The organism is Burkholderia sp. BCC1972 (assembly GCF_905339605.1).
Classification (GTDB): Bacteria; Pseudomonadota; Gammaproteobacteria; order Burkholderiales; family Burkholderiaceae; genus Burkholderia.
This window is the reverse complement of the sequence record NZ_CAJPGH010000012.1, coordinates 78839-92441: the sequence shown is the minus strand read 5'-3', so window position 1 is coordinate 92441 and position 13603 is coordinate 78839. Positions and strand designations below refer to the sequence as shown.

Genomic DNA, 13603 nt, shown 5'->3' with positions numbered 1-13603 from the left:
GGGAAAGCACGATGAACAAGATGCACGGGATGGTGCTGGCCGCGGTGATCGCGGCCGGTTTCGCCGCGCCGGCCGCGATGGCGCAGGACCACGACAACCACGACGACCACGGCGGCCACGGCATGCAGCGTGGCCACGGCCCGAAACACATGCCGCCCGGCCAGATGCGTCATGAGGACGACGTGCCGCAGCGCTGGGCCGACCAGCCGCGCCGCGAGTGGCACAAGGGCGACCGGCTTCCCCCCGAGTTCCGCGATCGTCAATACGTGATCGACGACTGGCGCGGCTATCGCCTGAGCCCGCCGCCGCGCGGCTATCAATGGGTCGGCGTCGGCGGGGATCACCTGCTGGTGCAGATCGGTTCCGGCATCGTGCTGCGAATCGGCGACTGACCTTGCCGATCGCCCGGCACGTATCGCGATGCCGCGATGCCGCGATGCGCGCCGGGCAGCCGGCCCGCCGCGTCACTTCGCTTGCGCGTGGCGGAACCAGCGCCGCTCGATCCTCGACATCACCCAGCACACGCCCAGCGCACACACGGTGCCGAGCGTCACCTCGCCGAGCCGCATCAGCGGCACATCCCACAGCGGGCCGTTGCCCGGAAACAGCAGCACGATCGTCGCGGTCACGCCGCCGAGCCGTGCCGCGCTGCCGACGTTCAGGCACCAGCAGCAGACGATCACGACCGCGACCGTGATCGCATACGTGACGAGGCGATCGCCGCCGACCGCCGCGCCCGCGAAGCCGAGCACGCCGCCGACCATCGCGCCGACGAACTGGTCGCGCGACAGCGACATCGTGTCCGAGTAGTTGTGCTGCGTGACGGCGATCGCGGTGATCGCCGCCCACACGGCCTGCTCGGTGTGCATCGCACGGCCGATCGCATACGCGAGGCACGCGCTGCAGACGGCCTGGAGCGCCATCAGCCCGCCTTGCGCGAGCCGTTCGCTGAATGACAGCCCCTTGAACAGATCGAAGATCGACTGCTGGATCTGCTGGCGGGCTTCGTTGAGTGTCCTGATCGTATCCATCGTGAGTCGGCCAAGAAGCGGGTAACGGCGGCGCGCCGCGTTCAGTGCGCCTGTTCGGGCGATGCGGCAGCCGGTTCGTCGGCCGCCGTGTCGCCGTTCTCGACGCGTGTTTCGGGCATCACGAGCCAGACCAGCAGCACCGCGAGCGCGCCGGCGCCCGCGAGCCCGAAGAAGCTGACCGCGTTGCCGAAGTGATCGGCGACATAGCCGGCGGCGGCCGTGCTGAGCGTCGCGCCGATCCCGGCCGCGAGCCCGAACAGCCCGATGCACAGGTTGTAGCGGCCCTTGCCGCCCGCGACGTCGGCCGCGATCAGCGGCAGCATCACGCCGAACACGGCCGCGCTGATGCCGTCGAGCATCTGTACCGGCACGAGCAGGTACGGGCTGCTCACGCCGGCGAACAGCAGCGCGCGCACCGGCAGCGCGGAGAAACCGAGCAGCAGGATCGGCCGGCGCCCCCAGCGTTGCGCGGAGCGGCCGACCCACGGCGACAGCATCGCGACGATCGCCTGCGGCACGATGATGCACGCGGCGATCACGAGCTGCACGTTTTCGCCCATCCCGGCCGTGACTTCGCCGGCCGCGAGGTTCAGCATCGCCGCGTTCGACAGGTGGAACAGCACGACGCACGCCGCGAAGATCAGCATCCGGCGGTCGCGCAGCAGCTCGAGCAGCGTCTCGCGTTCGCCGGCTTCGTCGTGGTGATCGTCGGGCCTCGACGACTGCGGGATCACTTCGTGGGTCGGCTGGATCATCGCGAGCGCGAACAGTGCGGGCAGCGCCAGCACGGCGGTCAGCCAGAACACCGCGCGCGCGGAGAAGTATTCGCCGGTGAGCCCCATCAGGCCCGCCGCGACCGCGCTGCCGATCGAGGCCCAGCGCGCATTGCGGCCGAGCCGGTCGCCGAGGTCGGCGCGGCCGACCAGCGAGAACGAGATGGCGGCCATCGCCGGCACGAGCATGCAGCTCGCGAAGCCGTGGAACACCTCGGCGGCGATCACCGGCACGATCGTCGGGCTCGACGCGAGCAGCACCGCGGACAGGATGATGGCCGCGATCGCCCAGGCGGCCGCGCCTTTCTTGTTCTTCAGCGCGTCGACGGCCGCGCCGCCCGGCACCTGGCTGACCATCGCGCTGATCGTGCCGATCGACAGCACCATGCCGATTTCACCCTGCGTCCACTTGTGCGACGCGAGGTAGGACGCGATGAACGGGCCGAACCCGGTCTGCACGTTTGCAACGAAGAAGTTGAGCCAGTCGAGGGACCGCAGGCTGCGAACGCTGACGGAATGCTTGATCGTCATCGGGTGGCACTCGCAGATGAAGCCGGGGCCGGGGCAACGGGCGGGAAGACCGCGACGATCGGCTTGTCGGCCGCGTAGGGCGGCGATGCCTTGATCTGCGCGTCGTTCAGGTCCAGCTGCGGGTGCAGCGCCTTGTCGCGCGTGACGAAGCGCAGTGCGCCCCAGCTCGCGGCGATCGAACGGCGGTCGGTATTGACGAGGCCGCCGAGGTCGAGCACGACGGCCTGCGGCTGCGCGGCGCGGTCGATCAGCACGTCGACGATGCGGCCGATCTTCGTGCCGTTCGGGCGCTCGACATCGCTGTCGAGCATCGGCAGCCGCGTCGCGGGCGAGGCCGCGGCCGAACCCGACAGCGGCACGGCCTTCGGCCGCGCGGCCGGCGGCAGGTCGCCCGACGGCACGTCGAGCACGATCGGCTCCTGTTTGCCGCCCGGCGTGAAGCGGAACACGTTCCACGGGAAGATGACCTTGCGGTCGCCGACGCCCATGAAACCCTGCAGGTTGACGATCATCTCGCGCGGCTTGCCGCTCGCATCGGTCACCATGTCGACCGCGCGGCCGATCACCTTGCCGTTGCGGCGCGCGACTTCGCTGTCGAGCAGCGCATGGATCTGGGTGCGGTCGAGCGGGCGCGTCGCGACGATCGGCGGGGGCGGAGGCGGCGCAGGCGTCGGTGTTTCGGGGTGCTGCACAGGTTTCGGCCGCGTCACTTCGCGGTGCGGCTTCTTCGGCGCTTCCGGCGCCTCCGGTTGCGTCGGCGCCGGCACGGGCGGCATCGTCAGCGGCTCGCCGGCGGTTTCCTCGACAGGCTCGACGAGCGCCTCGCTGATCGGCGCGGGCGGGTTCTGGACCGGCAGCAGCCCGCAGCCGGACAGCAACGCGACGGCGGCGAGAATCAGGAAGACCGTCGAGGACGGCAACGACTTGCGGGATGCGGGAAACGGGAGTCCGCCGCTCATTGACACTCACTCCATGGGTCGGGGGCGGCCCGAGGGCACGCGGCTGGCGATGGATGGCGGGTGCGGGCGGCGCACCACGCGAGGTGAGAGTTTAACGTGTCTTGCTTTCCGGACCGATTTCGATGGCCGGTTGCAGGCGGACTGTGGGGAAAAGGTAGGGATCGGAGGGGGCGGGCGCGGCCGGATGCGCCCCGGGGAGGGTTGCAGCCGCGGCGCCCGATCGTCGGTGACGATGCGGGCGCCGCGTCTTCGAGCGGCTTATTTGACCAGCGAGCCGAGCGTCGTCGTGACCGGGGCGAGCACGCCGCCCACCGTCTTCGAGAGCGCACCGGTACCGGTGCCGCCCGTCAATCCCGCGACGGGCGAGCCGCCGGCCGCGCCCGACACGGCGCCCGTCACGGTGCCGACCGCCGTCGTGAGCGCGCCGGCCGGGTTGCTGCCGCCCGTCGCGCCGCCGAGTGCGCCGGTCGACAGGAGCCCCGTGACCGGCGCGAGCGGATTCGCCGCGGCAGCGCCGCCGCCGAGCAGCGCCGTGCCGGCCGTGGCCACCGTGTTGCCGGTTGCCGTCACCACGTTGCCGATGCCGGTCGTGACCGGATTGCCGCCGGTCTTCGCGATCGTCGTGCCGGCGTTCGCGACTCCGTTGCCGACTGTCGTCACGAGGTTCGTGAGCGGCGCGCCGAGCGGCGTGCTCGCCGCGACGGTCTGCGTGACCGACCCGACCGTCGTCGTGATCGGCGTGATCGCCGAACTGGCGGCGCCCGTGACCTGCGCGACGGGGCCGGTCGACAGCTGCGTGCCGAGCGTTGCGCCGCCGCCCGCGATCGTATTGCCGAGCGTCGTGATCGCGCCGCCGACGGGCGACGTGATGGGGGCGAGCGGGGCCAGTGCCGAGCCGCTGGCGCCGAGGCTCGACACGACACCGCCAGTCGCCGCGACCGCGTTGCCGAGATTCGTGACCACGCCGCCCGTGCTCGCGACCGTCGTGCCGACAGGATTCGACGATGCGCCGAGCTGGCCGAGCCCCGATCCGATGCCGGTGCCGAGCGTCGTGACGGCCGCGCCGGCATCCTGCACGACGGTGCCGAGCCCTTGCGTGGTCGCCGCGTTCGTGCCGGGCAGCGACTGGCCCGCGATCACCGTGCCGACGCCCGATACGGTGCCGCCCGCGGCCGTCACGACGTTGCTCGACGCATCGATCGTCTGGCCGAGCGCATTGGCCGACTTGCTGGTGCCGGACGTGCTGCCAGTGCCGCTCCCCGTGCCGCCCGCGGTCGAGCTGCTGCCCGACGTGCTGCCGCTGCCGCTTCCGTTGCCGGCGCCCGTGCCGCCGGTCGTCGCGGTCGTGTCGCCCGAACCCGAGCCGCTGCCGCCGGTGCCCTGGCTCAGCGAGCCGGAGCCGCCGCAGGCGGACAGCGACATCAGCGCCGCGGCGCCCGCCGCGATCATGATCATTCGGAGTCCTGCTTGATGGATGGTCGGCGTCGTCATGTCGTCCTCGTCTTGTCTCGCTTGATGGAATGGGTCAGGCGGCCGTCGCGTGCGCCGACGTGTCGTCGCTGCGAACGGGAAGCGGCTGGCGCGTTGTCGGTTGTCTCCCTGATTGCCCGTCGCCGTGTCGCATTTCGCCCGTACCGGAATCCGGAGCGCCTGTCGGGCGAGCGATTCACATTCTTTCGTATTGCTTGCCGATCGCGCCGGAAAACACCGGATTCCTGGCAATCAGAGTAGGTCCGCCGATGCGAGGCGTCTTTTAATGATCGTTAAATTGAAGTAAGCGTCCGATTCAATGCGGAAATCGGGGTAATCACGGTCGACGCGATGCGAATCGTGTGAATCGGTGCCGGAGAGGCGGGGGGCGAAGGCGGGAGTGGTGCCGCACCGGCCTGGCCCGCCGTCATGGCGGGCAGGCGCGAGCGCTGCGTGAAGCAGGGTGAAGGGGGGGGAAATCAGGCGTCCGGATACCACGCGTCGGTGAACTCGCTGACCTTGACGTCCGTCAGTTCCGGGCGGGCGGCGAGCCATCCGCGCACGAGTTCGCGATCGGCGTCGGTCGTCGTGCCGCGCGGCGCGCCGGAGATCACATACGCGCCGATGCCTTCGTCCGCGGACGCGACGGTCATCAGCCCGTTCGCTTCGACGAAGTCGATGAACGCGTCGATCAGCTCGCCGCGCGCGAGGTCGGTCATTTCGTTGCGGTAATGCGCGGTGGCGTTGAACGCGAGTTCCTGGAATTCGCCGATGTGGAGTTTCTTGCGCTGGCGGCGGTTGTGGCCTTGGCTCATGGTGTGTGATGAGTGAATGAGAGGTGAGAAAGGATAGCGCGGCGGATGGCGCGGGCGCCCAGTCGACATGCGGCATGGGCGAGGCTGGCGGCGAAAGCGGGTGTATCGCAGGACCGTTTTCGAAACTGTTCTTAAACAATTGCGCGATGCGCCTTTCGCCGTGTGGCCTGGTCAAGCGGCCTATTGCACGCCTGACCGAATGATACAGGGATGGCGAGCGTGTTCCGCTTTGCTAAGGTCTGCGGTCATTCGAACAACAACGAGGGCCGTATGTCGGACAATCGCTATTCGTACGAGGGGCGTGAGGATCTCACGCCGGGGGAGTTGCTTTTCTGGATCGCAGTCAACACGGTGCGCCGGTACGACGCCGTCGCCAAACCAGAAGACAGGGTGTTCTGATCGTGCCGACCGATATGTGGGAAAAGCTGGCCATATTTACACGTGAAGAGCTGGGTCGACCGTTGTTCGGCGGTCAGCTGAGGATCGAACCATTCTCACGCCTCGAAGAGGATCTGGGCGTGACGGGAGTCGACGCAGTCGAGTTCATCGACAAGTGGGCAGAAACGTTCGGTGTGTATGTCACTGAGTTCCCTTACGACCGCTACTTCGGCCCTGAGGGCCAGGACATGGTGACGACGTTTCTCGCGCTGTTTTCGGAGCGTTACCGTAAGCCGCCGCGTGTACCGCTTACACTCGGCATGCTGGAAGAAGCGATGCGTCTCGGCCGATGGGATACCGAAGCGATCGAGCGTTTCGCACGGGAAGGGGGCCGCGCGGAATAGCCGTTCGCCATTGCATGCAGGTTGCGCGAATTCCCTCCCATGCCGGGCAGGAATCGCGCAACCGCAGCAGAGCGCAGCGTTACATCAGCACGATATCGTACTGCTCCTGGCTCAGGTTCGACTCGACCTGCAGCGACACCGGCTTGCCGATGAAGTCGATCAGCATCGCGAGATGTTGCGACTCTTCGTCGAGGAACAGGTCGATCACCTGCTGCGCGGCGATCACGCGGAATTCGCGCGGATTGAACTGCCGCGACTCGCGCAGGATCTCGCGCAGGATGTCGTAGCACACGGTGCGCGACGTCTTCACCTGGCCCTTGCCCTGGCAGGTCGGGCACGGCTCGCACAGCACGTGCGCGAGCGATTCGCGCGTGCGCTTGCGCGTCATCTCGACGAGCCCCAGCTGCGAGAAGCCGTTGACCGTCACGCGCGTGCGGTCGCGCGACAGCGCCTTCTTCAGCTCGGACAGCACCGCGTCGCGATGCTCGGCGTTCTCCATGTCGATGAAGTCGATGATGATGATCCCGCCGAGGTTGCGCAGCCGCAGCTGGCGCGCGATCGTATGCGCGGCCTCGAGGTTGGTCTTGAAGATCGTGTCGTCGAAGTTGCGCGCGCCGACGTAGCCGCCCGTGTTCACGTCGATCGTCGTCATCGCCTCGGTCTGGTCGATCATCAGGTAGCCGCCCGACTTCAGGTCGACGCGGCGCGACAGCGCGCGCTGGATCTCCGTCTCGATGTTGTACAGGTCGAACAACGGCCGCTCGCCGGTGTAGTGGTGCAGCTTCGGGCTCACGGCCGGCGTGAACTCGCCCGCGAATTCCGACAGGCGCTGGTACGTCTCGCGCGAATCGACCTGGATGCGCGTCGTGTCGTCGTTCGCGAAATCGCGCAGCACGCGCTGCGCAAGATCGAGATCCTGGTACAGCAGGCTCGTCGCCGGCAGCCGCTGCGCCTGGGCGACGATCGTCGCCCAGGTCTTGCGCAGGTACGTGACGTCGCCGGCCAGTTCGTCGGAGGTTGCATCCTCGGCGATCGTGCGCACGATGTAGCCGCCTTTCTCGTCCGGCGGGATCACGGCCGTCAGGCGCGCGCGCACGGCCTCGCGTTCGGCCTCGCTCTCGATCTTCTGCGAGATGCCGATATGCGGTTCCTGCGGCAGGTAGACGAGCGTGCGGCCCGCGATACTGACTTGCGTCGACAGCCGCGCGCCCTTCGTGCCGATCGGATCCTTGATCACCTGGACCATCAGCGTCTGGCCCTCGAACACGATCTTCTCGATCGGCTGGTGCGGCGCGCCCGACTGCGGCTCGCCCGCGAGGCGCGGATGCCAGATGTCGGCGACGTGCAGGAAGGCCGCACGCTCGAGGCCGATGTCGATGAACGCCGACTGCATGCCGGGCAGCACGCGCACGACCTTGCCGAGATAGATGTTGCCGACCCGCCCGCGCGACAGCGTGCGCTCGACGTGAAGCTCCTGCACCGCGCCTTGCTGGACGAGTGCGACCCGCGTTTCCTGCGGCGTGAGGTTGATCAGGATTTCTTCGTTCATGTGCGGTTCAGAAGGCGACGCGTGCGGTGCGCAGCAACGCGGCAGTCTCAAAAAGGGGCAGACCCATGATACCTGAATGGGAACCGTCGATTCGCTCGATGAATTCTGCCGCGCGGCCCTGGATCGCGTACGCGCCGGCCTTGCCGAACGGCTCGCCGGTTTCGACGTAGCGCGCGTAGGCGTCGCGCGACGCGGGCGCGAAGCGCACCGACGAGCGCGACAGCGCGGGCGGCAGCAGTTCTCCGCCGGCATCGATCACGGCGACGGCGGTCAGCACCGCGTGTTCGCGGCCCGCGAGGCGCGTGAGCATCGCGAGCGCGTCGTCCGCGTCGGCCGGCTTGCCGAGGATCGCGCCGTCGATCGTCACGGTCGTATCGGCGACCAGCACCGGCGCGGCCGGCTTGCCGCTCGCGACGAGGCGCGCACGCGCGGCTTCGGCCTTCGCGACGGTCACGCGCCGCACGTAGGCCTCGGCGGCTTCGCCGGGCACTTCGGCTTCGAGCGCTTCGGCGTCTTCGTCGGGGCGCGGCAGCAGCAGTTCGAAGCGTACGCCGATCTGCTGCAGCAGCTCCTGGCGGCGCGGGCTTTGCGAAGCGAGGTAAAGGATCGGGAAAAGCGCGGGGGACGTGCTGGACGGCATGGTGTCGTTATCTCGTTGAGCGCGCGCGGCGCGCGTCTCGAGGACGACACGTCATGCGCGGTGGTAGGGGTGATTCTGCGTGATGCTCCACGCCCGGTAAAGCTGTTCGGCGAGCAGCACGCGCACCATCCCGTGCGGCAGCGTCATGCTCGAGATGCGCAGCAGCACGTCGGCACGCGCTTTCAGTTCCGGATCGAGCCCGTCGGCGCCGCCGATCACGAACGCGACGTCGCGGCCGTCCTGCTGCCAGCCGGGCAGTGCCTGCGCGAGCTGCATCGTGGTCCAGTCGCGGCCGCGCTCGTCGAGCGCGACGAGGCGCGCGCCCTTCGGCAGCGCCGCCTCGATCTTCTGCCGCTCGGCCGCCATCACGCTTTCGGCGCTGCGGCCGCCCGAACGCAGTTCGGGCTTGATCTCGCGCAACTCGATGCGCAGCTCGGGCGGCATCCGCTTCGTGTATTCGTCGAAGCCGGATGCGATCCAGCCCGGCATCTTGTGGCCGACCGCGAGGATGAAAAGCTTCATCGGAAGACGCGTGACGGCTTAACGGCGGCGGGCGGCCGTCTTGCGCGCCGGACGGGCGGGCGCGGCTTCCTCTTCGTCTTCCTCGTCTTCGCTGGCCGTGGCAAAGCCGTTCGGGCCCTTGCCGCCGCCGAGCTTCATCCGCACCGGCTTGTCGCCCCAGATTTCCTCGAGGTTGTAGTACTGGCGCAGGGCCGGCTGGAGGATGTGCACGACCGCGTCGCCGCAATCGACCAGCACCCATTCGCCGGTGTCTTCCCCTTCGGAGCTGACGATGTCGCCGCCGGCTTCCTTGACCTTGTCGCGCACGCTCGACGCGAGAGCCTTGGTCTGGCGGTTGGAGGTGCCCGATGCGACGACCACGCGGTCGAACAGTTCGGTCAGGTGGCTGGTGTTGAACACCTTGATGTCTTGCGCCTTGACGTCTTCGAGGGCGTCGACGATCACGCGCTGCAGTTTGCGAATATCCATGGATTCAGGAATGGTAGAGGCGATGTTGAAGAATATAGGCCCATACGGCGGCCGGCACATGCTCGGCCGACGCATCGGGCATTTGCGCATGGCGCGCGATGCATTCGCGCAGGTGGGCGCGGATGTCGGTCGCGGCAATGTCGAACGAAAGGGTCGTATCGATCAGCAGGTGGCCGGCCGGCGTGGCCTTCAGCACGTCGGCGCCGGCCTGCCGCGCGGCGATTTCCCGCGTAACGTCCGGCGGCGCCGTGCCCAGGTCGAAACCCGGGCGCGTCGACACGCAGATGTGCGCGTAGTCGAACAGCTTGCGCCAGTCGCGCCACGTGTCGAGCCGCACGAGCTGGTCGGCGCCGATCAGCAGCGACAGCGACGCGTCCGGGCCGATCCGCTCGCGCCAGCGCGCGAGCGTCTCGACCGTGTAGGTCGGGCCGGCGTGCTCGATCTCGTCGGTGGCGACGGTCACGGTCACGCCCGGCACGGACAGCGACCCGGCGGCCGCACGCGTCATCGCGAGCCGGTGCTCGGCGGCCGACACATCGCGCTTCTGGTACGGCTGCCCGGCGGGCAGCAGCACGAGTTCGGTCAGGCCGAGCAACTCGGCGAACCGGCGCGCGAGCGCGAGATGGCCGTCGTGGATCGGGTCGAAAGTACCGCCCAGCAAGCCGATACGACGCGGCAGCGGGGCGGGGCGGGCGGTGGTGTCCAGAAACGGCGTCCTTTCCTTGGGGCAGCGGGGCGCGCGGGCTCAGACCCAGTCGCGCGGCACGATGAAGTCGCTGTACAGGCGCGCTTCGGGCGTGCCCGGCTCGGGCTGCCAGTTGTAGCGCCAGTTCGCGACCGGCGGCATCGACATCAGGATCGACTCGGTGCGGCCGCCGCTTTGCAGGCCGAACAGCGTGCCGCGGTCGAACACGAGGTTGAATTCGACGTAGCGGCCGCGACGATACGCCTGGAAGTCGCGCTCGCGCTCGCCGTACGGCAGCTCGGCACGGCGCTCGACGATCGGCAGGTAAGCCTGCAGGAACGCATCGCCGACGCTTTGCATCAGGTCAAACGAGCGTTCGAATCCGGGCTCGGAGAAATCGTCGAAGAAGATCCCGCCGATGCCGCGCATCTCGTTGCGGTGCTTCAGGAAGAAATATTCGTCGCACCACTGCTTGAAGCGCGGGTAGAGCTCGGCACCGAACGGGTCGAGCGCATCCTTGCAGGTCTGGTGGAAATGACGCGCGTCGTCCTCGAAACCGTAAACCGGTGTCAGATCCATGCCGCCGCCGAACCAGAACACGGGCTCCTCGCCGGGCTTCGTCGCGATCAGCATCCGCACGTTCATGTGGACGGTCGGGCAGTACGGATTGCGCGGATGCAGCACGAGCGACACGCCGAGCGCCTCGAACCCGCGGCCCGCGAGCTGCGGGCGCGCCGCGCTCGCCGACGGCGGCAGCGCGTCGCCCGCGACGTCGGAAAAGCCGATCCCCGCGCGCTCGAACACGCGGCCGCCTTCGAGAATCCGCGTGCAGCCGCCGCCGCGCAGGCGTTCGTCCGGCCCGCGCTGCCACGTGTCGGTGGCGAGCGGCGTGCCGTCGAGCGCGCCGAGCGCGTCGGCGATGCGTGTCTGCAGGCCCTGGAGGTACGTGCGCACGCGCGCCACGTCGTAGGTCGAATCGGTCATGTCTGGACTGGGTGCCCCCGCCCGAAGCGGGGGCCGTAAAAAAGGCATCTGCCGGGCATTCTATCGAACCCCGGCAGAGGAGCCGCCGCCGCGCGAGGACGGGGCGGCGACGGCGACGTCACACGCTCTTGCGGTTGAGCGCGCGGAAGCCGATGTCGCGGCGGTACTGCATGCCCTCGAAATTGATCTGGTTGATCGTGTCGTACGCATGCTGCTGCGCTTCGCGCACCGAATCGGCCAGGCCGACCACGCACAGCACGCGGCCGCCCGACGTTACGAGCTTGTCGCCTTCGCCGAGCGTCGTGCCCGCATGGAACGTCACGGCCTGTTCGGTCTCGGCCGGGATCCCGTTGATGCGGTCGCCCTTGCGCGGCGCGTCCGGATAGCCGTGCGCGGCCAGCACGACGCCGAGCGCGGTGCGGCGGTCCCAGTCGAGCTCGACGGTGTCGAGCGTGCCCGCGATCGCCTGCTCGACGACCTTCGAGAAATCGCTCTTCAGGCGCGCCATGATCGGCTGCGTTTCCGGGTCGCCCATCCGGCAGTTGAACTCGAGCGTGCGCGGATTGCCGTCCTTGTCGATCATCAGGCCCGCGTACAGGAAGCCCGTGAAGCGGATGCCGTCCTTCTCCATGCCGCGCACGGTCGGCATGATGATCTCGCGCATCACGCGTGCGTGCATCTGCGGCGTGACGATCGGCGCGGGCGAATACGCGCCCATGCCGCCGGTGTTCGGGCCGCGGTCTTCGTCGAGCAGGCGCTTGTGGTCCTGGCTCGAAGCCAGTGCCAGTGCGTGCTTGCCGTCGACCATCACGATGAAGCTCGCTTCCTCGCCGTCGAGGAATTCCTCGATCACGACGCGCGCGCCGGCATCGCCGAGCTTGTTGCCCGACAGCATCATGTCGACCGCTGCATGCGCTTCTTCCAGCGTCATCGCGACGACGACACCCTTGCCGGCCGCGAGGCCGTCGGCCTTCACGACGATCGGCGCACCCTTCGCGTCGATGTACGCGTGGGCGGCCGTCGCATCGGCGAAGGTTTCGTAGTCGGCCGTCGGAATGTTGTGGCGCTTCATGAACGCCTTCGCGAAATCCTTCGAGCTTTCGAGCTGCGCGGCTTCGCGGGTCGGGCCGAAGACCTTCAGGCCGCGTGCGCGGAACAGGTTGACGATGCCGGCCGCGAGCGGTGCTTCCGGCCCGACGAGCGTGAACGCGACGCCTTCGCTTTCCGCGAAATCGGCGAGTGCGTCGAGCGACGTGATATCGACGTTCTTCAGACGCTCGTCCTGCGCCGTGCCGCCATTGCCGGGCGCGACGTAGACCATCTGGACGCGCGGCGATTGCGCGAGCTTCCACGCCAGCGCATGTTCGCGGCCGCCGGAACCGACGACGAGTAGTTTCATGGGATTCCCCGCAGACTAGAAAACAGGGCGGCCGGCACGCTCAGGCGCGCCGGCCGCGAAATCGGTCGGGCCGCCGTCGCAACGCTGCGCGCGACGGCCGGCATCTCATTCCTCGATGATGACGGCGTTCGTATACACGTCCTGCACGTCGTCGAGGTTCTCGAGCGCGTCCAGGAGCTTCTGCATCTTCGCCGCATCGTCACCGGTGAACTCGACTTCGTTCTGCGGCTTCATCGTCACTTCGGCGAGTTCGGCCTTGAAGCCGCCGGCTTCGAGCGCGTCCTTCACCTTCGAGAATTCCTGCCAGTCGCACAGCACTTCGATCGAGCCGTCGTCGTTCGTGTTCACGTCGTTCGCGCCGGCTTCGAGCGCGGCTTCCATCAGCGCGTCTTCCGACGTGCCGGGCGCGAACAGGAACTGGCCGACGTGATCGAACATGAACGCGACCGAGCCGTCGGTGCCCATGTTGCCGCCGAATTTCGAGAATGCGTGGCGAACTTCCGCGACCGTACGCGTGCGGTTGTCGGTCAGCGTGTCGACGATGATCGCCGCGCCGCTGATGCCGTAGCCTTCGTAACGGATTTCTTCGTAGTTCGCGCCGTCCGCGCCGCCGACGCCGCGATCGATCGCGCGCTTGACGTTGTCCTTCGGCATGTTCGCGTCGGCTGCCTTGTCGACCGCGAGACGCAGGCGCGGGTTCGAGTTGACGTCGCCGCCGCCGAGGCGCGCCGCGACCTGGATTTCCTTGATCAGGCGGGTCCAGATCTTGCCGCGCTTCGCGTCGGCCGCTGCCTTCTTATGCTTGATGTTGGCCCATTTCGAATGACCAGCCATACCTTTCTCCGTGCCCGGGCGCGCTGCGCGGGCGATTGTTTCAATGTGTCGTTGAGTCGGCGGCCGTGTCGGCGGGCATGAAGCCGCGGGGCCGCGCGTATCGAGTGGATCGTGATTTTATCACGCGGCGACCGCCGGTTCGGGGCCGCCGCGCCTGGCCG

16 protein-coding genes are annotated in these 13603 nt (G+C 68.3%); 3 read left to right on the top strand and 13 right to left on the bottom strand.

The annotated features are described in order from the left end of the window. Positions 1-11: 11 nt before the first annotated feature. The gene (locus U5798_RS18655; RefSeq protein ID WP_124452980.1) at positions 12-392 is read left to right on the top strand and encodes an RcnB family protein; all 381 of its coding nucleotides are present in this window, start codon (positions 12-14) and stop codon (positions 390-392) included. Positions 393-464: 72 nt separating this feature from the next. Here U5798_RS18655 and U5798_RS18650 read toward each other — a convergent pair whose 3' ends face one another. The 5 genes from U5798_RS18650 to U5798_RS18630 all read right to left on the bottom strand — a co-directional run bounded on the left by U5798_RS18650 (position 465) and on the right by U5798_RS18630 (position 5579). Next, positions 465-1031 (bottom strand): FUSC family protein, encoded by a 567-nt coding sequence (locus U5798_RS18650; protein ID WP_124452982.1) that lies wholly within the window; start codon positions 1029-1031, stop codon positions 465-467. A gap of 41 nt (positions 1032-1072) precedes the next feature. After that, positions 1073-2335 (bottom strand): MFS transporter, encoded by a 1263-nt coding sequence (locus U5798_RS18645; RefSeq protein ID WP_124452984.1) that lies wholly within the window; start codon positions 2333-2335, stop codon positions 1073-1075. Beyond that, positions 2332-3294: a PRC-barrel domain-containing protein gene (locus U5798_RS18640; protein WP_322082830.1), complete on the bottom strand. Its 963-nt coding sequence runs from the start codon at positions 3292-3294 to the stop codon at positions 2332-2334. Before U5798_RS18640 ends, U5798_RS18645 begins: the two co-directional genes overlap by 4 nt. Before the next feature lie 258 nt (positions 3295-3552). Continuing rightward, on the bottom strand, positions 3553-4785 hold the full coding sequence (locus U5798_RS18635; protein WP_322082829.1) for a collagen-like triple helix repeat-containing protein: 1233 nt from the start codon (positions 4783-4785) through the stop codon (positions 3553-3555). 458 nt (positions 4786-5243) lie between these two features. Further along, positions 5244-5579, bottom strand: coding sequence for a YggL family protein (locus U5798_RS18630; RefSeq protein ID WP_124452991.1), 336 nt, complete (start codon positions 5577-5579; stop codon positions 5244-5246). Positions 5580-5789: 210 nt separating this feature from the next. On the opposite strand from U5798_RS18630, the gene U5798_RS18625 reads away from it, so the two are divergent. Together U5798_RS18625 and U5798_RS18620 are read left to right on the top strand one after the other, a co-directional pair. Further along, on the top strand, positions 5790-5978 hold the full coding sequence (locus U5798_RS18625) for a hypothetical protein (RefSeq protein WP_322082828.1): 189 nt from the start codon (positions 5790-5792) through the stop codon (positions 5976-5978). Positions 5979-5980: 2 nt separating this feature from the next. After that, positions 5981-6361: a DUF1493 family protein gene (locus U5798_RS18620; protein WP_322082827.1), complete on the top strand. Its 381-nt coding sequence runs from the start codon at positions 5981-5983 to the stop codon at positions 6359-6361. 79 nt (positions 6362-6440) lie between these two features. Here the strand turns inward: U5798_RS18620 and rng are convergent, their stop codons facing one another. The 8 genes from rng to U5798_RS18580 form a co-directional block, all read right to left on the bottom strand. Then, positions 6441-7910 carry a ribonuclease G gene (gene rng / locus U5798_RS18615; protein WP_011545847.1) on the bottom strand — a complete coding sequence of 490 codons (1470 nt, stop codon included), beginning with the start codon at positions 7908-7910 and terminating at the stop codon, positions 6441-6443. A 7-nt stretch (positions 7911-7917) separates the two neighbouring features. Next, on the bottom strand, positions 7918-8550 hold the full coding sequence (locus U5798_RS18610) for a Maf family protein (RefSeq protein ID WP_322082826.1): 633 nt from the start codon (positions 8548-8550) through the stop codon (positions 7918-7920). A 51-nt stretch (positions 8551-8601) separates the two neighbouring features. Next, positions 8602-9072: a 23S rRNA (pseudouridine(1915)-N(3))-methyltransferase RlmH gene (gene rlmH, locus U5798_RS18605; RefSeq protein WP_006484265.1), complete on the bottom strand. Its 471-nt coding sequence runs from the start codon at positions 9070-9072 to the stop codon at positions 8602-8604. 18 nt (positions 9073-9090) lie between these two features. Further along, entirely contained in the window at positions 9091-9540 is a 450-nt protein-coding gene (gene rsfS, locus U5798_RS18600) for a ribosome silencing factor (RefSeq protein WP_124453000.1), read from the bottom strand. Between the two features lie 4 nt (positions 9541-9544). Continuing rightward, positions 9545-10246 (bottom strand): nicotinate-nucleotide adenylyltransferase, encoded by a 702-nt coding sequence (locus U5798_RS18595; RefSeq protein ID WP_124453002.1) that lies wholly within the window; start codon positions 10244-10246, stop codon positions 9545-9547. 39 nt (positions 10247-10285) lie between these two features. Then, positions 10286-11209 (bottom strand): oxygen-dependent coproporphyrinogen oxidase, encoded by a 924-nt coding sequence (hemF, locus tag U5798_RS18590; RefSeq protein WP_124453004.1) that lies wholly within the window; start codon positions 11207-11209, stop codon positions 10286-10288. Between the two features lie 118 nt (positions 11210-11327). Further along, positions 11328-12608, bottom strand: a complete 1281-nt coding sequence (purD, locus tag U5798_RS18585; protein ID WP_124453006.1) for a phosphoribosylamine--glycine ligase — start codon at positions 12606-12608, stop codon at positions 11328-11330. A gap of 105 nt (positions 12609-12713) precedes the next feature. After that, positions 12714-13442 (bottom strand): YebC/PmpR family DNA-binding transcriptional regulator, encoded by a 729-nt coding sequence (locus U5798_RS18580; protein ID WP_059233569.1) that lies wholly within the window; start codon positions 13440-13442, stop codon positions 12714-12716. Between the last annotated feature and the right edge of the window lie 161 nt (positions 13443-13603).

What these genes read in the sequence shown, in the direction of transcription:
- U5798_RS18655 (WP_124452980.1), top strand. Translation starts at nt 12, where the DNA reads ATGAACAAGATGCACGGGATGGTGCTGGCCGCGGTGATCGCGGCCGGT.
- U5798_RS18650 (WP_124452982.1), bottom strand. Translation starts at nt 1,031, where the DNA reads ATGGATACGATCAGGACACTCAACGAAGCCCGCCAGCAGATCCAGCAG.
- U5798_RS18645 (WP_124452984.1), bottom strand. Translation starts at nt 2,335, where the DNA reads ATGACGATCAAGCATTCCGTCAGCGTTCGCAGCCTGCGGTCCCTCGAC.
- U5798_RS18640 (WP_322082830.1), bottom strand. Translation starts at nt 3,294, where the DNA reads ATGAGCGGCGGACTCCCGTTTCCCGCATCCCGCAAGTCGTTGCCGTCC.
- U5798_RS18635 (WP_322082829.1), bottom strand. Translation starts at nt 4,785, where the DNA reads ATGACGACGCCGACCATCCATCAAGCAGGACTCCGAATGATCATGATC.
- U5798_RS18630 (WP_124452991.1), bottom strand. Translation starts at nt 5,579, where the DNA reads ATGAGCCAAGGCCACAACCGCCGCCAGCGCAAGAAACTCCACATCGGC.
- U5798_RS18625 (WP_322082828.1), top strand. Translation starts at nt 5,790, where the DNA reads ATGGCGAGCGTGTTCCGCTTTGCTAAGGTCTGCGGTCATTCGAACAAC.
- rng (WP_011545847.1), bottom strand. Translation starts at nt 7,910, where the DNA reads ATGAACGAAGAAATCCTGATCAACCTCACGCCGCAGGAAACGCGGGTC.
- U5798_RS18610 (WP_322082826.1), bottom strand. Translation starts at nt 8,550, where the DNA reads ATGCCGTCCAGCACGTCCCCCGCGCTTTTCCCGATCCTTTACCTCGCT.
- rlmH (WP_006484265.1), bottom strand. Translation starts at nt 9,072, where the DNA reads ATGAAGCTTTTCATCCTCGCGGTCGGCCACAAGATGCCGGGCTGGATC.
- rsfS (WP_124453000.1), bottom strand. Translation starts at nt 9,540, where the DNA reads ATGGATATTCGCAAACTGCAGCGCGTGATCGTCGACGCCCTCGAAGAC.
- hemF (WP_124453004.1), bottom strand. Translation starts at nt 11,209, where the DNA reads ATGACCGATTCGACCTACGACGTGGCGCGCGTGCGCACGTACCTCCAG.
- purD (WP_124453006.1), bottom strand. Translation starts at nt 12,608, where the DNA reads ATGAAACTACTCGTCGTCGGTTCCGGCGGCCGCGAACATGCGCTGGCG.
- U5798_RS18580 (WP_059233569.1), bottom strand. Translation starts at nt 13,442, where the DNA reads ATGGCTGGTCATTCGAAATGGGCCAACATCAAGCATAAGAAGGCAGCG.